The organism is Ruegeria sp. AD9, from assembly GCF_056542305.1.
This window is the reverse complement of record NZ_JBQFZP010000002.1, coordinates 447,072-470,653: the sequence shown is the minus strand read 5'-3', so window position 1 is coordinate 470,653 and position 23,582 is coordinate 447,072. Positions and strand designations below refer to the sequence as shown.

The window sequence follows — 23,582 nt, the reverse complement described above, 5'->3', positions numbered from 1 at the left end:
CAGATCAATGCAAAACGCCTGCCACAGGCTCCAATGCCGCGCGAGCGGCTTCGTCCATTGTGGTTGCGAGCGGTCATTGGGGCCGCTCTCAGGATTGGTCCGACATCGGCCCTCCCAGTACTATTCAACGAGTTTTCAAGCTTGACGCTGAGGTTCTACCGCCGTCTGATCCGCTCGCGACGGCGCTCGCGACGTTCGATGTTTATCTGATGATCATGGCCTAGCGCCCGATAGAACCCCACTCCCTTGGACCAGTTCACAAAGTGGGCAAAGCTGTCGACCTGATCGTCGTTGCGTCCGCGTGGAAAGGACTGAAGCTCCCGTTTGAACGCTGCCAGCCAGGGTGCATCTGCAGGCAGATAAACCTTGCCCTCTTCGACAGGACCGCAAGCGGACTGGAACCGGGTTTCCTTGTCCTTGTCGGGTTTAATGCGTTCGTAGCGCCGACGGTCATCACGAAACAATTCGTCCAAAAGAGGTTTGCCGGAGGCCGCATCTTCGATCAGGACACGATCGGGATCCCAACGGTCGACAAGTTGCAGTGCCTTGGCTTTCAGGTCTGGGTAGTCTACCTGCCCGCGCCAGACGTCGAGAAGGTACCACCCATTTTCGCGGAACCCCCAGGTTGTACAGACAGAGAAATCAGACCGGGGGTCTGCCGACATGCCCGTATCCCAGCTCTGAACCACCAGTTGGAACCAGCGGCGATCTTCGATGGTCTCGTAGGTGCCAAACCACTCCCAGCGCAAGGGCGACCCGTCGGGAGCAATGGGGTTCTGCTGATACTGGCAATTGAACACGGCCGCGCCCATTTCGCGACGCTTGGTATCCAGCGTTTGCTGATCCAAACGGGACGGGCACAGGAGATCACCCGGTTTGCGGCGCATGACCCTTCCACGCCCAAGAGGAACCACCTCATGGTCTTCGGCGATGGCAGGCAGATTCAGATGCCGATAAGTCCCGCGTTCGAGCAGATAACCCGGCGGATCCATCTCGTGCAACCGTTGCGCAACCATAACCACACGCCCTTCGGCCGGATTGTCGAAGCGCGACAACAAGGTCCCCTCAATGAACTCCTGCGCCTTGACCAGCTCGGCTTCGGAGCCGGCATCTCCGGCTTTCAGCAGGTCATCGATGATGATGTAGTCCGCGCCATGACCGGTGACAGAACTTCCAATGGAGACAGCCTTACGGCTGCCTCCCTTTGTAGTGCGGATTTCTTCTGAGGTGTTGCCCTTTTTAGCCAAGACCGTTTCAGGGAACATTTCCCGGTACCAGCGCGCAGACATGATCCGACGACAATCTTCAGAATGTTTGCGCGCCAGATCCAACCCATAGCTGGCAACGATGATCTTGGCGCTGGGGTTATGACCGAGAAGATAAGCGACATATGCAACGGCCACGGTGACCGATTTCAGGCAACGTGGCGGGATGTTGATGATCAGTCGCTTGTTTTCGCCTCGACGGACATTGTCCAACTCATGGCACATAGCACGCACATGCCAGGCCGGATCAAAGCCGCGGTCAACCCCCTGGTGCAGCGTGCCAAACACACGCCACACGAAGGGAAAGAAATTGTCCCGGCAAACCTCGCGAGCGGCTTGCACGACGATTTTTGGATCAGGAGTCGTCATCTTCCGCCTCCTCGTTTTCCAGATCACCGTCACCGTCCAGTTGGCTGGAAAAGAAATCCCGGAGGATGTCGTAGTCGACAGCGTCCGGCTCAACCGCACGGACGCTTTCTTGCGCGTCCAATTCACTTGCGTTGAACAGATCTGTGTCCAGCTTAAGCAGCGCCATCAACAACTTCGTGTCGCCCTTCAACGCGCCTGCTGTGAACCGCTTGGCAACTGCCTCCGCCTTGGAAATCCGGATTTCGTGGCTGCCTTCGCGAACCGTAATCTTGGTTTCCAATTCGCGTTTCAAGCTGGCATTCACCCCTTTGGCACCTTTCGGCCGCCCTTTCGGATTGCCAGAGCGGCCTTTATTGAACCGGGTCGCTTTGGGCGGTTTGCCGTAGCCCACTTCGTAGTCTTTCGTATCGTCAGACATGATCCGCCTCCAGCTCTGAAGTGGCATCGGTTGCCGCAGAATGCGCATCGAACGTCTGGCCGGTCACCGCGTGCACGGCGTTCTCACCAGTCATCTCCTGCCAACGGCGGATGGCGACATCGACATAGGCCGGGTCGAGCTCAATGAGCCGCGCCCGCCGCCCGGTTTTCTCTGCTGCCAGCAAGGTCGCCCCGGACCCGCCAAAGGCGTCTAAAACAACATCGCCGCGATGGCTCACATCCATGATGCCAGCCGCCACCAAAGCTGTCGGTTTCACCGTGGGATGATCTGAGAGGTCCGCCTCGCGCCCCGCCCCAAAGCTGTTCACACCGGCGTAATCCCAGACATTGGTCCGGTTGCGCCCGTGTTTGCCCAGCTCGACGTTGTTGATGTGCGGCGCACCAGGCTTCTTGAAAATGCAAATCAACTCATGCTTGGAGCGATAAAGGCTGCCCATGCCTCCGTTCGTCTTATTCCAGACGCAGAGATTGATGAGGTCCAATCCAGCTGCCTTGCCCACTGCAATCAGTTCTTCGATATGACGCCAGTCCATGCAGATCATTGCAATACGCCCGTCTGGCAGACGGCCAAACAACTGTGTGATCACGCCTGAAAGAAAGCCGCGGAACTCGCTATCCGACATTTCCCCCGACGCCATGGCAAACTCGCGGTGTTCGGCGCTATTGCCGGACCGCACATGCCCATTGACCGGCACGTTATAAGGAGGATCGGTGAAGACCATCTGCGGGCGCTCGCCTTCCAGCAAGGTGTCGTAGCTCTGGGCTTGAAGGGCATCCCCGCAGAAGATGCGATGATCTCCGAGAACCCAGAGGTCGCCCGGCTCCGTGACTACGGGTGCCGCAGAGTCCGGCGTCTCAACAGTTTCCGCTACAGATTCCGTCACCTCACCGACGCTGTCGATAATGATGTCGATCTCCGGAGTTTCGAACCCTGTGATGTCCAGATCAAAGTTCAACTCGCCATCAAGGCTGAGATCCATCAGCTCGGCAAATTCGATCTGCAACGCCGCTTCGTTCCAGTCCGACATTTCCGCCAGCTTATTGTCCGCAATGCGCAGAGCGCGCACTTCCGCTTCTGACAAGTGATCCGCGACAACAGTCGGAACGGAATTCAACCCCAGAGCCTTAGCGGCCTCATAGCGGCCATGACCCGCGATGATGGTACCTTCAGCATCCACGAGGATCGGAGTGACAAAGCCAAACTGGGCCACCGATGCCTTAAGCTTGTCGATATTCGTGGCCGCGTGCACGCGGTTGTTGTTGGCGTAGGGCTTGATCTGGCTGATCTTCAATTGGATGACTTTCTCCGCCATCCAGATCGGCGTATTGGACGCCAGAGCGTCACTTTGTGTTTTGTTGGCAGGCATAACCGCCTCCTTTTGCGTGACGCCGCGCGGACGTCGAGATGGAGGGATCGCGTTGGAAAATCGGAGAGAGCACAAATCGCAACTCCCCGGACCAATCGATCCGAGACGTTGCTCCTTTGAATGCTCTCTGCGGAAACCTGTGTTTCCAATGAGTGCTGCCTGCGGGAGCAGTTTCCCGCCCTAGTAGTCCGGGCGATTAGGTCGAATGTAGGTGCCATCAATACGAGACGCAACCCCCCAAACTAAAAGTAACCAATTAAGATTGTTGACGAATAATCGGGGGTACGGCAGCGTCGCACTTCAAAACACACGCCTCCAGTAATCGTTTCAGAAAGAGCTGGACTGTTGCCGTCAACCACGCATCACTGAACCTACGCCCGAGCCATTCGGGCGCTCCTCGGTACCGGGGTTCGGCATCGCGCTGACCCAAGATCAGAGGAGACAGTTAATGTCCAAACGGAAGCAAACCAAAATTGACAAGGTTCAAGCTTTGTTGCGTCGCCCGAGCGGCGCCAGCCTTGAGGCGCTCTGCAAAGCAACGGGGTGGCAGCCTCATTCGGTCCGAGCGGCTCTAAGCGGCCTGCGGAAAAAAGGCGTCACAATTGAAAGGCGGGCATCCGACAAACCAATTGGACCATCCACATATCATCTGGCGGCGAGAACTGGAGAAGCGTCATGACCAAGACGAACGATGTTGCCGATCTGGCCGTCATGGGACGATCGGATCTGGTCACGCTTTGGCAGCAACTGTTTGATCAACCCGCCCCCGCCATGCTCAGCCAACCCTTCCTGCGCCGCTTTATCGCCTTTGAGATGCAGTCCCGCCGTCATGGCAGGCTACCCCGTCAAGTCAAAGCCACGCTGGAAAAGGGCTCTGGGAAGAAACCCCGGCCTAAATGCCCTGCCCTAAAACCCGGTGGGCGCCTGCTACGTGAGTGGAATGGCGTGACACATGTAGTCGACGCCACAGAGGACGGTTTTACTTGGAAAGGTCGGTCCTATCGCTCACTCTCGGCCATCGCCAGAGAGATTACCGGCGCGCATTGGTCAGGGCCGCGTTTCTTTGGGCTCACCGGCAAGGCGGCCAAATGAGCCCGCGCCGTAAAATCCGATGCGCCATCTACACGCGCAAGTCCTCAGAAGACGGGCTGGATCAGGACTTCAATTCGCTGGATGCGCAATATGAAGCCTGCGCGGCCTATGTCGCAAGCCAGCGACATGAAGGCTGGACCCTGTTGTCCGGGCGCTACGATGACGGTGGCCTGTCGGGCGGCACCCTAGAGCGACCCGCCCTTCAGCTCCTTCTTGAAGAGATCGATGCCGGGCGTATTGACATGGTGGTGGTCTACAAGATTGACCGGCTGACCCGGTCGCTTGCCGACTTCTCTAAGCTGGTCGACCGGCTGGAACAGGCAAACTGTTCTTTTGTGTCCGTCACGCAGGCCTTCAATACCTCATCTTCCATGGGCCGGTTAACGCTGAATGTGCTGTTGTCCTTTGCTCAGTTTGAACGGGAAGTCACCGCCGAACGTATTCGCGACAAGATTGCAGCGTCGAAGAAGAAGGGGCTTTGGATGGGTGGCAACCTGCCTCTGGGCTATGATCGCCACCCCGATCCGAAGGCAAGAACGCTGGTGGTGAATGAAGAGGAGGCCAGAACGGTCCGGCATCTCTTTGGGCTTTATGACGAGCTTGGTTGCCTGCGCAAAGTAGAAGAACGGGCAAAGGCAGAAGACCTACGGTCAAAACGGGTTGTTCGGACAGATGGCAGTGTGAAGGGGGATTGTCCGCTGTCACGGGGTCAAATCTATTACCTGCTGCGCAATCCGGTCTATCTCGGAAAAATCCGCCACAAGGATAAGATCTGGGACGGACAACATCCGGCGATCATCGATCAGGACATCTGGGGCCGGGTGCAGGAAAAAATGCGACAGGCCTCCAACCGCTCGCGGGCACGCGGCGACTCCGATGCGCGCCAACACTCCACTGACCCCGGCGCCTGGCTCACCGGTCTGCTGTATGACGAAACTGGTGATCGGTTGACGCCGACCCACACCACGCGCAAAGGCCGACGGTTGCGCTACTATATCTCCAATCGACTGATCTCAGGCGGCAAGGATATCTCTGGCTGGCGACTGCCCGGCCCTGCGCTGGAAAACGCGGTCATTGATGTCATCGTCAGACATCTGCAAGACGCCGCAATCACGCATCGAGTTCTGGCGCAGCCGGAGGCCGGGTCAGCGGAGGCAGTTCGGACTTCAGTTGCGGATTTAGTAATCCGGCTTCAACGCCAAGGCGGTCAGGTCAGCGCTGCTCTTCTGGCCAAAGGCAAAATTGCACCAGGTCAGATCGACCTCGAACTGAATCCCGAGTGTCTGGCAAACGCAGTTGGCATAGCTGCGGACCATCTGCACCCGGATCTTACACACATAACCGCATCTTTCGGTCTGCGCCGCCGCGGCGTCGAGGCCAAGGTCATCGCCGGAGATATGGCACCCCAACCTGATCCCCACCTTTGGTCCATGCTGATCCGCGCCCATGGCTGGGCACGCGATCTAAAATCCGGAGTTCAACTGATGGAGATCGCACGCCGCGAAAGCGTCCCCGGCGCCTTCATCCGCACCCGCGCCCAGCTCGCCTTTCTCTCACCGAAGATTCAAACGGCGGTTCTCGACGGAACCCAGCCGCCCGAACTCACACTCAAGCGTCTGGTCAGCAAGACCCACCCGCTTGATTGGTCCGAACAGGAACGCCTATTCGGCTTTTGATAGCTCCAGATCCTGCTTCCCTGATACAGACTTCGCCCTCCCTGATCCGTCGGCACAATTCCCTGTTCCCGCGAGAAAATTCCCTGTTCCACCTTTTAGGGAATTTGCAGCATTAACCTCTGAAAAACATACAGTTCTGATAAGAGAAATGACGGAAATCAGTCCTGGTTTGCAGAAATTCCCTGTAAATTACAGGTTATCAGGGAAATCTAGCCCAAAGCGACCCCGCTAAAATGCGGCACTGAGACTGCGGCCGGAATTGCGCTCTGAATGTACAGTCTGCTCCGTCTCTGATTGAAAGCGCATGCGCCAAGGCGCGGGAATTGCGGAACAATTCCGAGTCAGAAAGTACAACTGAAGTGAGACAGGTATGAGTGGCGGGGAGACAGGGATTCGAACCCTGGGGACGCTCTCACGCCCAACGGTTTTCAAGACCGCCGCATTCGACCACTCTGCCACCTCCCCGTCGAAGGCAGGGTCTAAGCGCAAGTTCTGCCAGAGGCAAGTCGAAATCGGGATTTCTTGCCGAAGCCCGCGCAGCGGTCTTTCCATGACTCTTCAGCCGCGTTATGATCCCCGAAATAGACCGAAACAGGCTGGCAAGCAGAACCAGCAGACCGGCAGCGGGGTTCCGAGAACGAGACCCCTTCAGGCAAGGGATAAGCAGATGAAGCGAGCGATCATGACACGCCCGGGACCAAAACGGTTGGCGTATCTGGCGTTGACTTTGACAGTTCTGAGCGGGTGTGAGGACATTCTTCAAGAGGCTGAAAAACCTGAAGAAAACTCAAACAAAACCGAACTCCTTCCCGAGGCGGCCTCGGGTTCGCAGCGTGACGTCGAAGCCCCTGATGTTTTTCAGGTCACCGAAGCGGGGCTTTGGGATGGCAGACCCTCGCTGGGTGGGATCTGGGTTGCCTACCCGGATGTTTCACAGCCCGAGCGTGTCGTGATTACGAACACCGCAAACAACAAGTCCGTAACAGGGGCCCTGTTCCGACGTGAACGCAACCTGCCCGGCCCGGCACTTCAGGTGTCATCTGCGGCTGCGGAACAGCTCGGAATGCTGGCGGGCGCGCCGACAAAGGTCAGTGTTGTCGCTCTGCGCCGTGAAGTTGCAAAGGAATCACCACCAGAGGACGCGCCCAAACCGGAAGACGAAGCGGCGGATACGGCTGCGGTGTCGGACGCCGCGACCACCGACGATCCATCTGCGGCAGATAGCGAAAAACCGGCCAAGCCGAAATGGTGGCAAAAGAAGGCGCCAGCGGCAGCAGCCGGTGCAGCAGTGGTTGCGGCGGAAGCGGCAAGTTCTGCCAACGAAGCGACCGAAGGTACGGATACGACCACCGACGCGGCATCAGCCACTGAGGATCCGACAGAGCCCGCTGAAGAAAAACCCGCCAAGCGGAAGTGGTGGCAGAAACAAGAGCCAGCAGCGGCGGCTGCGGGAGCCACCGTGGCTGCGGCGGATGTCGCAACAGACAGTGTGGATGTGGCCGCAGAAGTTGCACCGGCGTTGTCCGATGCGCCTGTCGAAGCCCCTGCTGAAAAACCCGCGAAACGGAAGTGGTGGCAAAAGAAAGACCCCACTGAAATCACCGAAACGCCGCTGGACCCCATCGAAGGCGCGGCAGCCGCGATTGACGCGACCGAAGCGATTCCGGCCGCGGCAGCAGCAACAGGCGCTGCGTCTCCGCTGAGCAAACCATTCGTGCAGATCGGGACATTCAGCGTCGAAGCAAATGCCAATGCCGCTGCTGAGAAAGTGCGCCGGAATGGCATGTCGACTGTTGTGCGGGAACTGAAAACCGAAAACAAAACAGTATGGCGGGTCCTGGTTGGCCCTGCCACAACCCGGGCCGAACGCAAAGCCATTCAAAAAGATGTAAAGGATCTTGGTTTCAAAGATGCGTTCACCGTGTCCGACTGATACATGGAGGCATAACATGCTATCCTCATTGCGAGTTTCTGTTCTGGCCTTTGGGCTTGCCGTGCTGGCAATCCCGGCTCAGGCTTTTGATACATCCGCCCGCGCGGCATATGTGATCGATCAGACCACCGGTACGGTGCTTTTGGCAAAAGACGCTGATCAACCCTTGCCGCCTGCATCCATGTCCAAGCTCATGACGCTGTATGTTGCTTTTGAAGCGCTGCGTGACGGAAGACTGACGCTGGACGAAACCCTGCCCGTGTCCGAACACGCGATGAGCTATGGCGGCTCGACCATGTTTCTGAACACGCAGGACCGGGTTCGGGTCGAGGACCTGCTGCGCGGCATCATCGTTCTGTCAGGCAATGACGCTTGCGTGGTGCTCGCCGAGGCGCTGAGCCCCGACGGGACAGAGGCCGGGTTTTCCCGATATATGACCCAACGCGCCAAGCAGATCGGTATGAACAACTCGAATTTCGCGAACTCGAACGGTTGGCCTGCCGCCGGACATATGATGTCGGTTCACGATCTGGCGGTTCTGGCCGACAGGCTGATTACCGACTTCCCCGAATATTACCCCCTGTTTTCAGAAGAGGAATTCGAATTCGATGGCCGTGCGCCATCGAATGCCCGTAACCGCAATCCGTTGCTGAAACTGAGCATCGGCGCGGATGGACTGAAAACCGGCCACACGCAGGAGGCCGGATACGGCCTCGTCGGCTCCGCCAAACAGAGCGACCGCCGTGTCATCTTCGTCCTCAGCGGGCTGGACAGCACCGGCCAACGGGCAGAGGAGGCTGAGGCCGTGGTTAACTGGTCGTTTCGAAATTTTGTCGAGAGGACAGTTGCCAACGCGGAAACGCCGATAGCCGAAGCCAAGCTGTGGATGGGCGAGAAAAAGACCGTAGGTCTTGTACCTGACGGCGATCTGACGGTTCTGTTTCCAGTTCTGGGCACACAGAACGTCAAGGCCGAAGTTGTCTATCAGGGTCCCATCAATGCGCCGGTCAAAAAAGGCCAGCAACTGGCCGAGCTTGTCATCAAGCCTGAAGGATTGCCGGAAATAAGACGTCCGCTGGTGGCAGCGGAAGACGTTGCAATTGGTGGATTTGTCGTTCGTATGCTGACCGTTGGTGGCATTGTTCTGAAAGACGTGATCAATAACCCGCTGGAGTCGATGTGACCAGGGCCGGGTTATTTCTGACTTTCGAAGGCATTGACGGATCAGGCAAGTCAACTCAGGCGCGGATGCTGGCAGGTCAACTGCGCGCGCAGGGTCATGAGGTCGTTTTGACGCGTGAACCGGGCGGCTCGCCTGGCGCGGAAGAAATTCGTAGTCTGGTGTTGGAAGGTGATCCCGACCGCTGGTCGGCAGAAACGGAAATTCTGCTTTTCACGGCCGCCCGCCGCGACCATCTGGAACGTACGATCGAACCCGCGCTGGCCGCAGGGCAAGTCGTGATCTGCGACCGTTTTGCCGACAGCACACGCATGTATCAGGGCCTATCGCGGGGAGATCTGCGCGGCCTTGTTGATCAGCTGCACAGCCTGATGATCAAGCGCGAGCCTGACTTGACGCTGCTGATCGACATGGACCCCGATACCGGCCTGTCCCGCGCCAAAGGGCGGCAAGGCGCGGAAGAACGGTTCGAAGATTTCGGCCCGGACCTGCAAAAGAAAATGCGGGCGGGCTTTCTGGCGCTGGCCCGTGAGTTTTCCGACCGTTTCCGCGTTGTGGACGGCAACCGGGACATGGACAGCGTTGCACAGGATGTGACAGAAATCGTCCAGGCTGCATTGCGATAGACGATGAATGACGAAATCCCCTCTCCGGATCAGGTGCCTGGTGCGCCGCATCCCCGCGAGACCGCCCAGCTTTTTGGTCAGGATGCAGCGGAACAGGCGTTTCTGACCGCCTTCAACTCGGACCGGCTGCACCACGGCTGGTTGCTGACCGGGCCGCGTGGTGTCGGCAAGGCGACGTTGGCATGGCGGATTGCGCGGTTCTTGCTGGCAACACCTTTGGCAAACGACGGTGGGCTGTTTGGCGCGCCGCCACCGCCAGAGACTCTCGACATTGATCCCAACCACCCGGTGTCACGTCGCATACTGGCCGGGGCCGAGCCGGGATTGGCCGCGATAGCCAGGTCACTGAATGATCAGGGGCGGCTGCGCAACGAAATCGTTGTGGACGACATCCGAAAGCTGGGAAAGTTCTTTGGCCTGTCCTCTGCCGATGGCGGGCGCCGGGTCGTAATCGTGGATTCGGCGGATGAGATGAATGTCAGCGCCGCCAATGCACTGCTGAAGATGCTGGAGGAGCCTCCGGCGCGCACCACCCTTTTGCTGGTATCGCACCAACCCTCGCGCTTGCTGCCAACCATCCGCTCTCGTTGCCGTACCCTACGTCTGGGGCCGCTGAACGCTGGGGATATGCAGGACGCGCTGTCGCAAACCGGGACGACCTTACTGGCGCACCCCGAATATCTCGCCGCATTGGCCGCTGGCTCGGTCGGGCACGCGGTTCGCCTGATCAATCTGGGCGGACTTGAAATCTATGCCGAACTGATTGCCATTCTGGGCACCCTGCCCCGTCTGGACCGGCAGCGCGCACTGGCCCTGGCCGAGGCTGCAGCACAACGCGGCGCGGCCGAGCGCTTTGATCTGCTGCTGACACTGATCGATGTCGCCTTGTCTCGGCTGGCCCTGACCGGGGCAACCGGCGCACCACCGTCCCCCGAAGCCGCCCCGAACGAAGCTGAAACGCTGGCCAGATTGTCGAATTCTACGGATCAGGCTCGTCGATGGGCCGAAGTCGCCGCGACAATCACAGCCCGCGCGCGACATGGTCAGGCGGTGAACCTTGACCCTGCCGCTCTGGTCCTAGATACGGTGTTCAAGATACAGGAAACCGCCGGCCAGGTCAGATGAGCGACACCCCCCAGATCACCGACAGTCATTGCCATCTGGACTTCCCGGATTTTGACGGTCAGTTGAGCGACATCATTTCGCGCGCGGCCGAGGCTGGCGTGACCCGGATGGTGACGATTTGCACCAAGCTGCGCAATGAACCCGCGGTCCGTGCAATTGCCGAAGCCCATGCGCCGGTATTCTACGCCGCAGGGACCCACCCGATGAGTGCCGCAGACGAGCCTATGGTCTCGGTCGATGAATTGGTTGCACTGGCACAACACCCGAAATTTGTAGGCATCGGCGAATCCGGTCTGGATTACCACTATACAGCGGACAGCGCTGAGCTTCAGAAGCAATCACTGCGCATTCATATCGAAGCCGCCCAGCGCACAGGGTTGCCTTTGATCATCCATGCCCGCGCCGCAGACGACGATATGGCCCGAATTCTGGCCGAAGAATATCGCAATGCGCCCTATTCCTGCGTGATGCACTGTTTCTCGTCCTCGGCCGAGTTGGCCAAGGCCGCGCTGGATCTGGGGTTTTATCTTTCCATGTCCGGCATTGCGGCCTTTCCCAAAAGCCAGGAGTTGCGCGACATTTTCGCAAGTACGCCAGTGGATCGCATTCTGGTGGAAACTGACGCGCCCTATCTGGCACCGCCCCCTTATCGTGGCAAGCGAAACGAACCGGCCTATACCGCACATACAGCCCGAAAAGGGGCCGAGCTGTTCGGGCTGGAGTATCCGGCTTTTGCCGCCCAAACTCAGGCGAACTTTGACCGGCTGTTCAGCAAGGCGGCAACGTACAGGGCCGCTGCATGACCGAATTGCGATTTACCATTCTGGGCTGCGGATCGTCAGGCGGCGTACCCCGGTTGGGTGGTCACTGGGGTGATTGCGACCCTGCAAACCCCAGGAACATTCGCCGACGCTGTTCCCTGCTTGTCGAGCGTGACGGCCCCGGCGGCACAACCTCCGTGTTGATTGATACGACCCCGGACATGCGCAGCCAGTTGCTGGACACGGGCACCGGGCGGCTTGATGGTGTGGTCTATACACACTCTCACGCGGATCATGTCCATGGAATCGACGACCTGCGCATGATCGTGTTCAACATGAAAACCCGCGTTCCGGTCTGGGCTGATGGTGATACTCAGAACGCCCTGCTGGGGCGGTTTGGATACGCCTTCATTCAACCCGAAGGGTCACCCTATCCTCCGATCCTCGACCTCAAGTCCATCGACGGGCCGTTCGAAATCGATGGCCCCGGAGGACCCATTCCGTTTCGTCCATTCAAGGTCAATCACGGCTCGATAGATTCTCTGGGCTTTCGAATGGGGCAGCTCGCCTATTTGCCGGATGTTGCCGAAATTTACGACGACGCATGGCCTGAAATGGAAGGGTTGGAGTATCTCATTATCGACGCCCTGCGCCGAAGCCCTCATCCCACACATGCACATCTGGAAAAAACGCTGGAATGGATTGGGAAGCTGCAACCAAAACAGGCGATACTGACCAATATGCATATCGATCTGGACTATGCGACCGTCGATGCAGAAACTCCGGACAATATCACCCCCGCCTATGACGGGATGGTGATACATCACGCGTTTCAGGCCCCTGTTCCTTTTGCATAAGATATCGCAGCTTGGCAGCTGCATGGGGGCCAAATGCTGCAAAGCCTGATTGACGTCATTCTTCCTGTCTTTCTTGTGATCGGCGCCGGTTACACGGCAACACGAACAGGTTATTTCAAAGAAAACCATGTCGACGGGCTGATGAGATTTACGCAAGGGTTCGCGATCCCATGCCTGTTGTTTCTGGCCATCGCGCATCTGGACCTCAGCGCCAGTTTCGATCCCCGGCTTTTAGCCAGCTTCTATTCCGCCGCTGCCTTGTGTTTCACCACGGGTCTTTTTGGTGCGCGCATCATTTTCAACCGCGAATGGGAAGACTGCGTGGCAATCGGGTTTTGTTGCCTGTTCTCAAACTCGGTTCTGCTTGGATTGCCGATTACCGAACGCGCTTATGGTCCTGAGAACCTGACAGGCAACTATGCGATTATCGCCTTCCATTCCCCGTTTTGTTACGGCGTTGGGATCACGGTGATGGAGGTTGTCCGCAATCGCGGAAACGGTGGCGCGCGCATGGCACGTTCTGTTCTGTCTGCAATGTTCAAGAACGCGCTGATCCTTGGTATTGCACTGGGGTTCGTGGTCAATCTGTCCGGTTTGACCATCCCGGCTGTGGTGGACGAAGCCCTTGGTCTTATCACTCGGGCCGCCCTGCCCGGCGCCCTGTTTGCACTGGGCGGGGTACTGGTCAAATACAAACCCGAAGGCGATCTGCGAACTATCGCCTTTGTTTGCGCAATCTCGCTGATGCTACATCCCAGCCTAGTGTGGATATTCGGCAAGTCCACGGGGCTGCCGCAGGACCTTTTCCGCTCGGGGGTGTTGAACGCAGCCATGGCGCCCGGGTTTAACGCCTATATCTTTGCCAATATGTATGGCCGCGCCAAGCGGGTCGCAGCTTCGGCTGTTCTCATTGGGACAGCCACATCCATCCTGACTGTCTGGCTTTGGCTAACGGTTCTGGGCTAACAGTAGTGTTGACTTCAGTTCGCACAGAGGCACGTAACGCATATCGTGTCAGGAGATCCAAATGCCACATGCCATCATCGTCGCACATGGCCAGCCGTCCGATCCAGAACCGGCTGAGGCTGCTTTGGCTGCATTCGCGGCTACGGTCGGCGCCCTGACCGAGCATGTAACGGTGCATGCTGCAACTCTGGCCGCGCCCGGCGCGTTCGAGGCTAAACTGAACAGCCTGCCGGAAAACACGGTCATCTATCCGCTTTTCATGGCAAACGGATGGTTTGTCACCAGCGCACTACCCAAGCGATTAGGGGATCACAAAGCGCGCATTCTAGACCCATTGGGTGTTGACCCAGAGCTACCGGAATTGACCGCGCACGCCCTGCAATCCGAGTTGTCCGAATTGAATTGGGCAACTGCGTCGACCGATTTGGTCATTGCCGCCCATGGGTCGGGGCGTAGCCGAAACCCGTCGGTTGTGGCTCTGAATTTCGCATCGCAACTTCAAGAAATGCTGGCTTTCAAATCTGTCCGCGTTGGGTTTGTTGAAGAACCGCCATCCATTTCCGAAGCCGCAACCGGCATAGGGGCCCAGGCGCTGTGCCTTCCGTTCTTTGCCTGCACCGGGGGGCACGCAGTAGACGACGTGCCCGCAGGATTGAGCCAAGCAGGCTTCGAAGGCGTCCTGCTGCCAGTGGTTGGGGAACTGCCACCCATCCGGCACCAGATTGCCAAGCAGGTAACGAAGGCCGTTCAGCTCGCGTAAAAATTCGCTTGAGTTCTTTGCCCCAGAAACAGGCAAAACTCAGGTTTGCGCTTTGATCAGAGTGGAATACAGGCGGTGGCAGGACCGGCCATCTCGCTTGGCCTGATAAAGGGCGAGGTCGGCGGCGTGAAGGATGTCGGCGGCTTTGGGAACCTTGAACTGGGTGGACAAGGCCGTTCCGATACTTGCAGAGATACAGCACGGTTGGTCCTGAAACATCATGGGTTCATTCAACCTCGCGATCAGGCGCCCGGCGATGGACTCCAGGGTTTCTTCCCGCGTCAGACCTTTGAAAATAATGACAAACTCATCCCCGCCGACCCGCGCGACCGTATCGTCTCCACGCGTCTCTTCAAGCATGATGCGGGCTGCCTGTTGCAGGACGTAATCCCCGGCAGCATGGCCCAGCCGATCATTCACGGATTTGAAGAAGTCCAAATCCAGATGCATAAGGGCGAATGTAGAATTTGTCAGGATCAGATGCCCCAGCAAATGATCCATCGCGCGGCGGTTCTTCAATCCTGTCAATGTATCGGTATATGCCTGCTCTTCCGCGGCTAGCATTGCCCCCTGAAGCCTGAGATTAAGTGAACGGGACGCTTCCATCGCGGCAGATTTGGCTTCGACCAGATACAACAGCTCGATCGCCAGGTCGGTGCCGGAAAAATCTGCGCTTGTCAGGGCGTAATCCCGAACCGCATCCAAAATCGAAATACCGAATGACAGATTGATGACTGCACAGCCCGACTCGGGCAAGGGTGCGACCAGGCCTTTCAGGGTCGTACGTGGTTCATCGCGAAATCTCAGATGCAGTTTGGCACCGGCCATCGACATCAATGCGGGAAGGATGGTGACTGTTCTGGGGCGGATCAGCTCGAACACGTCCAGAACCCCCAGCCCGACCAAAGGCAATTCGGGCCGCAACTTTTGCAATGTCGGGCCCGCTTGTTGAATGCATCCGCTGCGGTCCACCAACAGGAACATCGGGCAAAGCGTTTCCAGAAGTTCGGCCAGTTCTTCGGTATGTGTCATCTGTTCCGAGCCCCCAGATCAAAATGGCGCCCCTCGGCAAAGGCGCTTTCGACCAAAATGATTGAAATAATTTCACAACACTCCTGACGACCCTCATGCGACAGCATCACCAGCGCACCATAATCATCGGCCATCGCGCGCAGGACCCCGACCATAACACTGGAAAATCCTGGTAAGTCCGGAAGGCAGCACAACTGGTATTCCGTGGCTGAAAGCTCTCTCAACTCAAGCGCAGGCAAAGTCAGATCAGAGACAGCCAGTCTCACACGATCCGCAAGATCATCTAGGGAATGAAGAAACTCGACATAGGTGACACCCCCAAACCTGAGCAGTCGGCGCAACCCTTCCATGTTCGGATGGGACACCAGATATGTTCCCAGATCTTCAAGGATTTCCGCCTGTGGTCGGTTGAGGTCAATACTCAGGGCCTCGAGCAACCGGGTCGTCATGTCATCGTCATAGATGAGCATGGCTTCAAACTCGACAAACCCAAGCCGCGCACCTTCGGTCACGCGAACCCAACAGGATTGCCCGTAGGTCGCGCCGACAAAGGATTGTATCGCCCGGTTGATCAGACCATGCATCGGATGCCTCAGATTGGTGTCCTTGGCACTGTGGTCTGAGAAACCTTAACAAATAGCCAAAATTCGCCCCGAGTTGCTGTGAATGCAGCGGAGTATCAAGACGACACTACCCACCTTGTCAGAAGTCCGTCGGCGCGCCGCCTTCGGCCTTGCGGCGTTCGACGAACTCAGCCAGTTCCTCGCGAATACCATCGTCCATCGGAGGGGCCTCAAAGCTCGAGATGATCTCTTTGAACATGTGATGTGCACGCTCAGCCGTCCAGATGCCTCCGGCGGCCTCCCAGCCTTCATAGTTCTTCCAGTCACTCAGGAAGGGCTGGTAGAAGGCCGTGCTGTAGCGATCCTGTGTATGCTGGATTCCAAAAAAGTGACCGTCATTGCCAACCGCTCGAATGGCATCCAAAGCAATCTCATCCGGCCCGGTCGCGGTCAGATCAGGGTTCATATAGCGCTGAATTTGCTGCAAAACCTCGCAATCCATAATGAACTTTTCCGGGCTGGCGATCAGGCCGCCCTCCAGCCAACCGGCGGCGTGGTACACCATGTTGGTGCCCGACTGTACGGCCGCCCAGAGCGAGTTTGAGGTTTCCCACACGGATTGCCCGTCTGGCACATTGGCCGCACAAACACCGGATGAACGCAGCGGCAGCCCATAATATCGCGCCATCTGCCCGGTCATCTGTGTCGAGCGCATGTATTCCGGCGTCCCGAAAGCGGGCGCGCCTGATTTCATGTCCACATTGGATGTGAAAGTTCCGATTACACAGGGGATACCAGGGCGCACATATTGGAACAGAGCGATGGCGCACAAGGCTTCGGCCAGGGACTGTGCAACCGCACCTGCCATCGTTACTGGTGCCATTGCCCCCGCCAGCGTAAAGGGGGTTACGACAATCGCCTGCCCGCGCCGCGCCAATCTCAGGCAACCATCTATCATCGGATGGTCATGCTTCAACGGCGAGGTCGAGTTGATGTTGGTGTACATCCGTGGCGAGGCCTCGAATTCCTCGTGGCTGAGACCGCCCGCGATGCGCACCATCTCCATCACATCTTCAACACGTTCCTTACCCAACGAATAAGCGTGCATCGCCTTGTCGGTCAGGGTCAGCTTGTCATACAGCACATCCAGATGCCGGACACTGGCATGAATATCGACGGGTTCTACAGGATATCCGCCTGCGAAGTGAATACAGTTGAAGTACTGCGTCAGTTTCAGAAGATTCTGGCACATCTCGCGATTGCCCGGCACTTTCTTTCCGATCTCCATGTCCCAGTAATTTGGCGGAGATGAAACGTTGCCAAACAGAATGTTCTTTCCACCTATCTCGATCCTGTGGTCAACATTTCGGGGGGTAATGGAAAACTGGCTGGGCGCCTTGGCGATCATCTCCATGACAAAATCGCGCCCCATGCGGACGTTGTCACCATTGATCGTGCACCCCGCTTCGCGCAGGATGCCGATTGCTTCTTCGTTGTAGAATTCGATCCCGATCTCTTCCAGAATACGCATGGCCCCTTCATGGATCGCTTCGATCCCGGCCTGATCCAGCGGTTCTGTCGGGCGATCTATATTGATGGGTGGGTCCCACGGCATCTGGTCAATCACCGCGCTACCCCTGCGCGCTGCCGCACCTGCGCGTCCTCCGCCGCGGCGTTTGCGTGTGTTGGTTTCGGCCATGGTTGCCTCCGTTCTGACTTGGTACAAGCAAGACCCGAAGACGCGTTTCTGGCCGCTCCATCTGCGACAGAGCTTGTCGGTTTTCTATAATTGTTCGTCGATTTTCGGGATCAACACATCATTTTTCGGCCAGCCACGCTGGAATGTGACCGATATCCGGAAGGACCACATCCGCCATCGGTGCCAGCGCATCTGCTTCAGCCAATCCGGTCAAAACGCCAATGGTGATCATCCCGGCTGCGCGCCCCGCTTGCAGGTCATGAACACTGTCCCCCACCATTGCAATGCGCGACGGCTCGACCCCGACCTGTGCGGCAAAGGCCAGCAACTGACCTGGCCCGGGTTTGAACCCATGACCACTGTCATACCCGGCGATAAAATCGAAGTGTTCGCGTATTCCCGCAGATTCCAGATGCTGCAATGCCGGATGCTCGCTGTCATTTGTCGCAAGGCCCAGTTTGATCCCGGATTGCTGCAGCCCTTTCAGGAATGGACCCAACGGCACGGCAGGGGATTGAGGAGCCGCTGCGGCCTCGGCATTCATCATGTCTACAACTTCCTGCAATGTCACATCGTCAACATGCGCAATAAGCACCTCGGCGATTTCTTCGACTGTTGCGGCTATCACAATGCTATCCGTGGAATACCGCTCTTGCTCGAAGTCAAATCCGATGATGCTGCCGAGTTCCACAGCCCGGTCTACATCCCCCTTTGTCAGACGCATCAGCAACGAGCGCCCGAAGGTTCCCCAGGTTTTGGCAAAATCGAACAAAGTGCCATCCTTGTCGAAGACGATTGCTTCTATTGGCATCGCGTGCTCCTGCGGAAAAGGTGTTCAGGTCCAGTGTACATCACCACCGCCTGACAGAACCGCCCGCGCTTGGGCAGGGTGATCATAGGCGATCGAGTTGGCGTCACAAAACGCCATGACCCACGAATCGTCAAGCACAAGAAAATCGAGAACCGAAGCCAGAAAGTCCTGGTCGCCGGCCCGATTGCGAACATCCCCGATCGAAGCACCTGTCGAGCCAAGAAAGACAGGCAAAAGCTCGTCATTGCTGACCAGCCAACCCAAGGCCGTCAGAGCAAGAGTCTCGGCTGAATCGGGCGAAATGGACATAAACAGTGCTCGGATCAGGTGATGGAAAGAGTTTGTTAACCAGACTCATAAACAATTTGTTCACGCATGCAATCAACGGTGAACGACTATGTCTGTGCAAGGCACCATCCTTGTCCTCGACGGGGTATCAACCAACCGCATAATGCTGAAGGTTCAGCTGACCGCTGCCTGGTACCACGTGGTACAGGGTGGAAAACTTGAAGGGCTACAAGCCCTTGCGCGTCGCGTTCAGCCGGACCTTGTACTGACGGCACAGACATTGCCCGACGGAACAGCCGCAGATGTCAAGAAAGCGCTTACCGAAGTATCTGGCCTTGATGACGTGCCCGTTGTCGTACTTGCAGCACAGAATGACAAAAACGCGCGCCTGCGTGCCCTGAAAGACGGGCTGGACGATGTGTTGACGCATCCTTTCAAAGATACGTTGCTGCTGGCACGCATTCGCAGCCTTTTGCGTGCGCGCGCAGTTACTCAAGATTTGCAGGTCAGCAACGGATCACAACCTATTGGATTTGGGGAACCCGCCCCTGTCATGATCACCCCCCCGAACGCGGCCCGGGTTGATATCTTGACCGATACTGTCCGAACCGGTGCCCTTTGGCACAAGGCCTTGCAAGGCCAGCACCATTTCGATCTGTCCTGGCACCTTCAATCGAACTTGCAGGGCGTTTTGTCCGGACCGATACCGGACGCGATTGTGGTCGAACTGAGCTCGCATCCGTTCGCGCTGAATATCCTTGCGGATCTCAGGTCACGGGCAGCAACCCGGAACACTGTCCTGATTGGCGTCTTGCAGGACTACAATGCCGTGCAGGCCTCAGAAGCGCTGGACAGAGGCGCAGACGCCGTGTGCCTGGGGGGGTTCTGTGCGCAAGAGATCCTGTTGCGGCTGAACAATCAAGTTGCGCGCAAGGCACGGCTTGATCATTTGCGCGTATCATTGAGAAAAGGGATCGCCGAGTCCTGGATTGATCCGCTGACCGGGCTGCACAATCGTCGTTACGCCATGCGGGCATTGGAACAGATCGCGCGCCAGTCTGCCCGTACCGGGCGTGGCTTTGCCGTCATGCTGGCGGATCTGGATCACTTCAAAATCATCAATGACTGCCATGGCCATGGCGCCGGTGATTGTGTTCTGACGCAGGCCGCAAAACGAATGCAAAGCGCACTTGGATCCAAAGGTTTTGTCGCCCGTATCGGCGGTGAAGAGTTCATGTTCGCGGTGCCCGATGTGTCACAAAAACAAGCCAGAAAACTGGCTGAGACCATCTGTGACAGCATTTGTCGCGCCCCGTTCCTGCTATCGGACCAAGGTTTGCAGGTTAACGTGACGATCAGCATTGGGCTGGAGATGCCGCAATCGGGTCAGCCGGGAAAAGAAGGCACACCCGTTCCTGTAGGAGATATCCTGAAAGCCGCCGATAAAGCCCTTTATGCGGCAAAAAAAGCGGGACGCAATCAGGTGAGTATCAGGCAAAGCGCAGCCTGAACCCGTCAGTCCTTTTTCTTGTGTCCATGCGGCCCGCGTTCGACGATCTTTTGCAACCTGTCCGCATAAGATTGCCGCTCTGCGTCGCTCATGGCGGTGACGCGAGTCAGCCATTGTGTCTGCAAGGCTAGTTGCAGTTCTGCCGTTGCCTGCGACTGTTGCTGCAACAACACTTCAACGGCGACTGGTTCGAAGGGCACTGTGCGCAGTGCCAGGCTCAGGGCTTCAAAGTCCTGTCTGCGCCCCCTTAGGTCTTTTTCGCGTAGCGCAGACAGTTCCCCTCGCATCGCTTTTCGATCATCTTTCGGCAAAGCGCGATACAGCGCCGGGCCGAACCCCGGCGGTGCCTCGGTGTGATGTCCATCCTTCAGGCGCAGCACGGTTCCGACTGCAACACCGACAACTAACAGGTTCAGTGCCAATGACGAAACCAGCAAAACCGTCATCCACCGGCGTTTCGGTTTAGGGGCAGCATTCATTCAGTGCTCTCCAGAAAACTCGTGTCATATCCAAGGTCCGCCACAAAAAGGACCGTCTCCTGCGATGCCAGCAGATTGGCGGGATCAGGCAGGAACCCCGGCGCGGAAAAGCCGATCCAGAGCCCCGCCGCACTGGCGGCGATCAAGCCGCCCAACCCCTGCCAGCCACCTACGTTGTCCATCATTCGATGCCAGATCGAAGATTGAGGACGCGGTTCAGGCCTTAGGCGACTGAGGCGGAGTTTTTCAGCATCTGTCTGAATGCGCACGGCCAGATCGTCGGGCAGCGCCGGTCGGTTTTGCCGAGCCTGCGCAAACAAATGATCCAGTTCCAGGTTTTCATCCGTCATCGTCATACCCCAGTTCTTCACGTCGCCCGGCCAAAATCGCGGTCAGACTTCGTTTGCCGCGCGCGGTCAAACTTTCAACCGCTTCTACTGAAATTCCCATGATCCCGGCAATTTCAGGGTTGGGCAACTCTTCGATGTGGCGCAGAATCACTGCCTGCCTCTGCCTTTCGGGCAGCTGAGACAGGGCAAGCTGCAACGCATCCACGCGGGCCTCATCCTGCAGTCGGTCGGCTACGCTGGCTTTGCCATCTTCTGGCTCAGGAATATCCGACAACCTGCCGGGGGACTTCCTGCGCCGAATGTCCACACACAGATTCAACGTCACGCGATACAGCCATGTCGACACTTTGGCCTGACCCGGCACCCATTCCGGCGCCATCTGCCACATCCGCATCATCGCCTCCTGCGTTACGTCTTCTGCCTCGGCCCGATTGCCCAACATACGCAACGCGACGGAATAACAAAGCGGCCCAAGGCGATCTGTTAAGACCCGCGCAGCCTGTGCGTCACCCTCAGCAAATTGGCCCAGCAACACATCGTCGCTGAGAGAGCTCGCGGTGCAACCCGCACCGCGAACATCGTGTAGGTGGGAGGTCAGGTCCTCCACCCTGCATCAGTTGTCGATTGCACCCGACTTGTGGTGCTTTTTCTTATGGTGCCGTCCCATCCGGTCTTTGGCATCGGCAAATTCCTGTTCCGATATTCCACCACTGTTATCTGCATCCATCCGGTCAAACATCTTGTCACCCCGGCGCGGTTTCGGCAACTCGTCCTGGCTTAGGAACCCGTCTTTGTTCGCATCGTTGTTTTCGAACATTTTGGTGACGCGGTCGTTTGCTTTTTTCTGAGCGGCGGCCTGCATCTCCTCAAGGCTGAGCTGGCCGTCCCCATCAGTATCAGCGGCCGAGAAACGCTCGGTGCGATGTGCTTCCATTTCCTGCTGTGTCACTTGACCGTCGCCATTGGCATCCAATTCCTGAAAGGACACTGGCTCGCGACCACCCGGGCCAGCCGCCAGAACAGACGTGCCGGTGATTGCAACACCCGACAGGACAATCGCCGTGATGAACTTTGCGTTTTTCATTTCGGTTTTCCCTTGTTGACGCGGCCTGAGTGCCGCTGCTCATATCCATTCAAACGCGCGAGGCAGGGAATTCCGTCGCAGTGTCAGCAACTTTTTTTGAACCATCTCGGTATTTCACGACGTGGTTCACCTTAGATGCGTTGCAAAGCGACGCACCCCCCTTTAAAAACCACCCGTTCAGGCGCATTATCCGCCAAAGATTACTGCGCGAGTTATATTATGACGGATCAGACGATCGACACCACAACTGAGAGCGAGCGTGAAACCTGGCCCGCTTTGGTCAAAGGGTTTCGGTGCAAGTGCCCTAGTTGCGGCGAAGGCAAGCTGTTGCACAGCTACCTAAAAGTGAATGACACCTGCTCGAACTGTGGACAGGAACTGTTTCATCATCGCGCCGATGATGGGCCCGCCTATCTGACGATCCTGCTGGTCGGGCATTTGTTGGCCCCGGCCCTGCACGTCTCGTATGTGAACTGGCGCCCGGACCCATGGGTGATGGCCATCGGGTTTTCCATTGCTTGCGTTGCACTGTCGCTGTTTTTGCTCCCCCGTTTGAAAGGCGCTGTGGTCGCCTATCAGTGGGCGCGTCGTATGCACGGTTTTGGCAACGATTCATGAGCCGGAAGAAGCGATTGTTTTAGGCATGATGACCGACAAGACCGCCATCCGCGACGCCGCAACCGTCATCGTGCTGCGGAACAGGTGGACCAATCCGTCGATCCTGATGGGTCAACGTGGGTCCAAGGCTGTGTTCATGCCCAACAAATTCGTGTTCCCCGGTGGAGCGGTCGATCCGGCGGATGCGGATGTACCGCTTGCGACCGCACTGCCTGACCTGTGTTCTGAGAGGTTGGCGGAACAGGCGGAATCCGGAAAACAACACGCCCTTGCCGCCGCAGCAATTCGCGAGCTTTGGGAAGAAACAGGACTTGTCCTGGGCCAGACAGGACGCTGGCCGGGCAACGTTCCTGACGACTGGCAAAGCTTTTCCGCCATGGGTTACGTGCCGTCGGCCGCTGCGCTGCAATTTGTTTTTCGCGCAGTCACACCGCCCGGCCGCCCCCGCCGGTTCGATGCGCGGTTTTTTCTGGTCGATGCCGATGCGCTGCAGGGCGATCTGGATGATTTCAGCCATGCCTCGGACGAGCTGTCGCATCTGCAATGGGTGGAACTGGATCGGGCGCGCGACCTGGATTTGCCGTTTATCACCGAGGTTGTTCTGGCCGAGGTCGCAGCCCGGGTGACCTCACCCGAGCCGCCAATATCGGTTCCGTTCTATCAGAACAACGAAGAAGCCAATCTATTCCTGCGGCTCAGAGGCTATCCAATGCCCGAGCAGGATTGACCGGTC

General features: G+C 57.5%; 26 protein-coding genes and 1 tRNA gene. 14 read left to right on the top strand and 13 right to left on the bottom strand.

Translation table 11 applies throughout. The annotated features are described in order from the left end of the window. Nucleotides 1-155 precede the first annotated feature (155 nt). From terL to ACR0AM_RS05315, 3 genes are read right to left on the bottom strand one after another with little or no spacing between them, the layout of a single operon-like run. Nucleotides 156-1,634: a phage terminase large subunit gene (terL, locus tag ACR0AM_RS05325; RefSeq protein ID WP_480622317.1), complete on the bottom strand. Its 1,479-nt coding sequence runs from the start codon at nucleotides 1,632-1,634 to the stop codon at nucleotides 156-158. Further along, nucleotides 1,621-2,052, bottom strand: a complete 432-nt coding sequence (locus tag ACR0AM_RS05320) for a DUF5681 domain-containing protein (protein WP_480622316.1) — start codon at nucleotides 2,050-2,052, stop codon at nucleotides 1,621-1,623. Before ACR0AM_RS05320 ends, terL begins: the two co-directional genes overlap by 14 nt. Continuing rightward, the gene (locus ACR0AM_RS05315; RefSeq protein WP_480622315.1) at nucleotides 2,045-3,439 is read right to left on the bottom strand and encodes a site-specific DNA-methyltransferase; all 1,395 of its coding nucleotides are present in this window, start codon (nucleotides 3,437-3,439) and stop codon (nucleotides 2,045-2,047) included. The genes ACR0AM_RS05320 and ACR0AM_RS05315 overlap by 8 nt, the downstream gene beginning before the upstream one ends. 448 nt (nucleotides 3,440-3,887) lie before the next feature. Here ACR0AM_RS05315 and ACR0AM_RS05310 point away from each other — a divergent pair, with 448 nt between their 5' ends. From ACR0AM_RS05310 to ACR0AM_RS05300, 3 genes are read left to right on the top strand one after another with little or no spacing between them, the layout of a single operon-like run. Next, a complete protein-coding gene (locus ACR0AM_RS05310) occupies nucleotides 3,888-4,118 on the top strand; it encodes a DUF3489 domain-containing protein (RefSeq protein ID WP_480622314.1) in 231 nt (76 codons plus the stop codon). Then, nucleotides 4,115-4,531 carry a DUF2924 domain-containing protein gene (locus ACR0AM_RS05305; protein ID WP_480622313.1) on the top strand — a complete coding sequence of 139 codons (417 nt, stop codon included), beginning with the start codon at nucleotides 4,115-4,117 and terminating at the stop codon, nucleotides 4,529-4,531. The genes ACR0AM_RS05310 and ACR0AM_RS05305 overlap by 4 nt, the downstream gene beginning before the upstream one ends. Then, nucleotides 4,528-6,207: a recombinase family protein gene (locus tag ACR0AM_RS05300; RefSeq protein WP_480622312.1), complete on the top strand. Its 1,680-nt coding sequence runs from the start codon at nucleotides 4,528-4,530 to the stop codon at nucleotides 6,205-6,207. Before ACR0AM_RS05305 ends, ACR0AM_RS05300 begins: the two co-directional genes overlap by 4 nt. Nucleotides 6,208-6,582: 375 nt before the next feature. Here ACR0AM_RS05300 and ACR0AM_RS05295 read toward each other — a convergent pair. Beyond that, nucleotides 6,583-6,672 (bottom strand) — tRNA-Ser (locus tag ACR0AM_RS05295). A gap of 202 nt (nucleotides 6,673-6,874) precedes the next feature. Between ACR0AM_RS05295 and ACR0AM_RS05290 the strand changes: the two genes are divergently transcribed. The 8 genes from ACR0AM_RS05290 to ACR0AM_RS05255 all read left to right on the top strand — a co-directional run bounded on the left by ACR0AM_RS05290 (nucleotide 6,875) and on the right by ACR0AM_RS05255 (nucleotide 14,415). Further along, nucleotides 6,875-8,140, top strand: coding sequence for an SPOR domain-containing protein (locus ACR0AM_RS05290; RefSeq protein WP_480622311.1), 1,266 nt, complete (start codon nucleotides 6,875-6,877; stop codon nucleotides 8,138-8,140). 16 nt (nucleotides 8,141-8,156) lie between these two features. Next, on the top strand, nucleotides 8,157-9,323 hold the full coding sequence (locus tag ACR0AM_RS05285; RefSeq protein WP_480622310.1) for a D-alanyl-D-alanine carboxypeptidase family protein: 1,167 nt from the start codon (nucleotides 8,157-8,159) through the stop codon (nucleotides 9,321-9,323). Beyond that, entirely contained in the window at nucleotides 9,320-9,946 is a 627-nt protein-coding gene (gene tmk, locus ACR0AM_RS05280; protein WP_480622309.1) for a dTMP kinase, read from the top strand. Before ACR0AM_RS05285 ends, tmk begins: the two co-directional genes overlap by 4 nt. A 3-nt stretch (nucleotides 9,947-9,949) precedes the next feature. Continuing rightward, complete coding sequence (locus tag ACR0AM_RS05275; protein WP_480622308.1) at nucleotides 9,950-11,071, top strand: DNA polymerase III subunit delta'; 1,122 nt, start codon at nucleotides 9,950-9,952, stop codon at nucleotides 11,069-11,071. Further along, nucleotides 11,068-11,874 (top strand): TatD family hydrolase, encoded by an 807-nt coding sequence (locus tag ACR0AM_RS05270; RefSeq protein WP_480604345.1) that lies wholly within the window; start codon nucleotides 11,068-11,070, stop codon nucleotides 11,872-11,874. The genes ACR0AM_RS05275 and ACR0AM_RS05270 overlap by 4 nt, the downstream gene beginning before the upstream one ends. Beyond that, nucleotides 11,871-12,689 carry an MBL fold metallo-hydrolase gene (locus ACR0AM_RS05265; protein WP_480622307.1) on the top strand — a complete coding sequence of 273 codons (819 nt, stop codon included), beginning with the start codon at nucleotides 11,871-11,873 and terminating at the stop codon, nucleotides 12,687-12,689. The genes ACR0AM_RS05270 and ACR0AM_RS05265 overlap by 4 nt, the downstream gene beginning before the upstream one ends. 33 nt (nucleotides 12,690-12,722) lie before the next feature. After that, on the top strand, nucleotides 12,723-13,655 hold the full coding sequence (locus ACR0AM_RS05260; protein ID WP_480622306.1) for an AEC family transporter: 933 nt from the start codon (nucleotides 12,723-12,725) through the stop codon (nucleotides 13,653-13,655). Between the two features lie 61 nt (nucleotides 13,656-13,716). Continuing rightward, entirely contained in the window at nucleotides 13,717-14,415 is a 699-nt protein-coding gene (locus tag ACR0AM_RS05255; protein ID WP_480557458.1) for a CbiX/SirB N-terminal domain-containing protein, read from the top strand. A gap of 39 nt (nucleotides 14,416-14,454) precedes the next feature. Here ACR0AM_RS05255 and ACR0AM_RS05250 read toward each other — a convergent pair whose 3' ends face one another. The 5 genes from ACR0AM_RS05250 to ACR0AM_RS05230 all read right to left on the bottom strand — a co-directional run bounded on the left by ACR0AM_RS05250 (nucleotide 14,455) and on the right by ACR0AM_RS05230 (nucleotide 18,829). Then, nucleotides 14,455-15,447, bottom strand: a complete 993-nt coding sequence (locus ACR0AM_RS05250; protein ID WP_480622305.1) for a diguanylate cyclase domain-containing protein — start codon at nucleotides 15,445-15,447, stop codon at nucleotides 14,455-14,457. Next, nucleotides 15,444-16,031: a heme NO-binding domain-containing protein gene (locus tag ACR0AM_RS05245; RefSeq protein ID WP_480476128.1), complete on the bottom strand. Its 588-nt coding sequence runs from the start codon at nucleotides 16,029-16,031 to the stop codon at nucleotides 15,444-15,446. The genes ACR0AM_RS05250 and ACR0AM_RS05245 overlap by 4 nt, the downstream gene beginning before the upstream one ends. Nucleotides 16,032-16,149: 118 nt before the next feature. Then, entirely contained in the window at nucleotides 16,150-17,709 is a 1,560-nt protein-coding gene (locus ACR0AM_RS05240; RefSeq protein WP_480476126.1) for a trimethylamine methyltransferase family protein, read from the bottom strand. Nucleotides 17,710-17,827: 118 nt separating this feature from the next. Then, entirely contained in the window at nucleotides 17,828-18,520 is a 693-nt protein-coding gene (locus ACR0AM_RS05235; protein WP_480622304.1) for an HAD family hydrolase, read from the bottom strand. A gap of 24 nt (nucleotides 18,521-18,544) precedes the next feature. After that, the gene (locus tag ACR0AM_RS05230) at nucleotides 18,545-18,829 is read right to left on the bottom strand and encodes a DUF3572 domain-containing protein (protein WP_480622303.1); all 285 of its coding nucleotides are present in this window, start codon (nucleotides 18,827-18,829) and stop codon (nucleotides 18,545-18,547) included. Nucleotides 18,830-18,917: 88 nt separating this feature from the next. On the opposite strand from ACR0AM_RS05230, the gene ACR0AM_RS05225 reads away from it, so the two are divergent. Beyond that, complete coding sequence (locus ACR0AM_RS05225; protein WP_480622302.1) at nucleotides 18,918-20,318, top strand: diguanylate cyclase domain-containing protein; 1,401 nt, start codon at nucleotides 18,918-18,920, stop codon at nucleotides 20,316-20,318. Nucleotides 20,319-20,323: 5 nt separating this feature from the next. On the opposite strand, the gene ACR0AM_RS05220 is transcribed toward ACR0AM_RS05225, so the two are convergent. Genes ACR0AM_RS05220 through ACR0AM_RS05205 form a run of 4 tightly spaced genes read right to left on the bottom strand, consistent with a single transcriptional unit; the run spans nucleotide 20,324 to nucleotide 22,231 of the window. Then, a complete protein-coding gene (locus ACR0AM_RS05220) occupies nucleotides 20,324-20,797 on the bottom strand; it encodes a periplasmic heavy metal sensor (RefSeq protein WP_480622301.1) in 474 nt (157 codons plus the stop codon). Then, complete coding sequence (locus ACR0AM_RS05215) at nucleotides 20,794-21,147, bottom strand: hypothetical protein (RefSeq protein ID WP_267362789.1); 354 nt, start codon at nucleotides 21,145-21,147, stop codon at nucleotides 20,794-20,796. Before ACR0AM_RS05215 ends, ACR0AM_RS05220 begins: the two co-directional genes overlap by 4 nt. Then, on the bottom strand, nucleotides 21,137-21,754 hold the full coding sequence (locus ACR0AM_RS05210; protein WP_480481774.1) for an RNA polymerase sigma factor: 618 nt from the start codon (nucleotides 21,752-21,754) through the stop codon (nucleotides 21,137-21,139). The genes ACR0AM_RS05215 and ACR0AM_RS05210 overlap by 11 nt, the downstream gene beginning before the upstream one ends. 6 nt (nucleotides 21,755-21,760) lie before the next feature. After that, on the bottom strand, nucleotides 21,761-22,231 hold the full coding sequence (locus tag ACR0AM_RS05205) for an EF-hand domain-containing protein (protein WP_267362793.1): 471 nt from the start codon (nucleotides 22,229-22,231) through the stop codon (nucleotides 21,761-21,763). Between the two features lie 219 nt (nucleotides 22,232-22,450). Between ACR0AM_RS05205 and ACR0AM_RS05200 the strand changes: the two genes are divergently transcribed. Together ACR0AM_RS05200 and ACR0AM_RS05195 are read left to right on the top strand one after the other, a co-directional pair. Next, on the top strand, nucleotides 22,451-22,849 hold the full coding sequence (locus tag ACR0AM_RS05200; protein ID WP_480622300.1) for a DUF983 domain-containing protein: 399 nt from the start codon (nucleotides 22,451-22,453) through the stop codon (nucleotides 22,847-22,849). Between the two features lie 25 nt (nucleotides 22,850-22,874). Next, nucleotides 22,875-23,576 carry an NUDIX hydrolase gene (locus ACR0AM_RS05195; RefSeq protein ID WP_267362909.1) on the top strand — a complete coding sequence of 234 codons (702 nt, stop codon included), beginning with the start codon at nucleotides 22,875-22,877 and terminating at the stop codon, nucleotides 23,574-23,576. The last annotated feature ends 6 nt before the right edge of the window (nucleotides 23,577-23,582 follow it).

Bases quoted from the DNA above. Each gene is read 5' to 3' on its own strand.
- ACR0AM_RS05255 (WP_480557458.1), top strand. From the start codon at position 13,717: ATGCCACATGCCATCATCGTCGCACATGGCCAGCCGTCCGATCCAGAA.
- terL (WP_480622317.1), bottom strand. From the start codon at position 1,634: ATGACGACTCCTGATCCAAAAATCGTCGTGCAAGCCGCTCGCGAGGTT.
- ACR0AM_RS05240 (WP_480476126.1), bottom strand. From the start codon at position 17,709: ATGGCCGAAACCAACACACGCAAACGCCGCGGCGGAGGACGCGCAGGT.
- ACR0AM_RS05230 (WP_480622303.1), bottom strand. From the start codon at position 18,829: ATGTCCATTTCGCCCGATTCAGCCGAGACTCTTGCTCTGACGGCCTTG.
- ACR0AM_RS05300 (WP_480622312.1), top strand. From the start codon at position 4,528: ATGAGCCCGCGCCGTAAAATCCGATGCGCCATCTACACGCGCAAGTCC.
- ACR0AM_RS05305 (WP_480622313.1), top strand. From the start codon at position 4,115: ATGACCAAGACGAACGATGTTGCCGATCTGGCCGTCATGGGACGATCG.
- ACR0AM_RS05245 (WP_480476128.1), bottom strand. From the start codon at position 16,031: ATGCATGGTCTGATCAACCGGGCGATACAATCCTTTGTCGGCGCGACC.
- ACR0AM_RS05235 (WP_480622304.1), bottom strand. From the start codon at position 18,520: ATGCCAATAGAAGCAATCGTCTTCGACAAGGATGGCACTTTGTTCGAT.
- ACR0AM_RS05275 (WP_480622308.1), top strand. From the start codon at position 9,950: ATGAATGACGAAATCCCCTCTCCGGATCAGGTGCCTGGTGCGCCGCAT.
- ACR0AM_RS05195 (WP_267362909.1), top strand. From the start codon at position 22,875: ATGATGACCGACAAGACCGCCATCCGCGACGCCGCAACCGTCATCGTG.
- ACR0AM_RS05310 (WP_480622314.1), top strand. From the start codon at position 3,888: ATGTCCAAACGGAAGCAAACCAAAATTGACAAGGTTCAAGCTTTGTTG.
- ACR0AM_RS05220 (WP_480622301.1), bottom strand. From the start codon at position 20,797: ATGAATGCTGCCCCTAAACCGAAACGCCGGTGGATGACGGTTTTGCTG.
- ACR0AM_RS05250 (WP_480622305.1), bottom strand. From the start codon at position 15,447: ATGACACATACCGAAGAACTGGCCGAACTTCTGGAAACGCTTTGCCCG.
- ACR0AM_RS05215 (WP_267362789.1), bottom strand. From the start codon at position 21,147: ATGACGGATGAAAACCTGGAACTGGATCATTTGTTTGCGCAGGCTCGG.
- ACR0AM_RS05285 (WP_480622310.1), top strand. From the start codon at position 8,157: ATGCTATCCTCATTGCGAGTTTCTGTTCTGGCCTTTGGGCTTGCCGTG.
- ACR0AM_RS05290 (WP_480622311.1), top strand. From the start codon at position 6,875: ATGAAGCGAGCGATCATGACACGCCCGGGACCAAAACGGTTGGCGTAT.
- ACR0AM_RS05270 (WP_480604345.1), top strand. From the start codon at position 11,068: ATGAGCGACACCCCCCAGATCACCGACAGTCATTGCCATCTGGACTTC.
- ACR0AM_RS05200 (WP_480622300.1), top strand. From the start codon at position 22,451: ATGACGGATCAGACGATCGACACCACAACTGAGAGCGAGCGTGAAACC.
- ACR0AM_RS05320 (WP_480622316.1), bottom strand. From the start codon at position 2,052: ATGTCTGACGATACGAAAGACTACGAAGTGGGCTACGGCAAACCGCCC.
- ACR0AM_RS05265 (WP_480622307.1), top strand. From the start codon at position 11,871: ATGACCGAATTGCGATTTACCATTCTGGGCTGCGGATCGTCAGGCGGC.
- ACR0AM_RS05315 (WP_480622315.1), bottom strand. From the start codon at position 3,439: ATGCCTGCCAACAAAACACAAAGTGACGCTCTGGCGTCCAATACGCCG.
- ACR0AM_RS05260 (WP_480622306.1), top strand. From the start codon at position 12,723: ATGCTGCAAAGCCTGATTGACGTCATTCTTCCTGTCTTTCTTGTGATC.
- ACR0AM_RS05225 (WP_480622302.1), top strand. From the start codon at position 18,918: ATGTCTGTGCAAGGCACCATCCTTGTCCTCGACGGGGTATCAACCAAC.
- ACR0AM_RS05205 (WP_267362793.1), bottom strand. From the start codon at position 22,231: ATGAAAAACGCAAAGTTCATCACGGCGATTGTCCTGTCGGGTGTTGCA.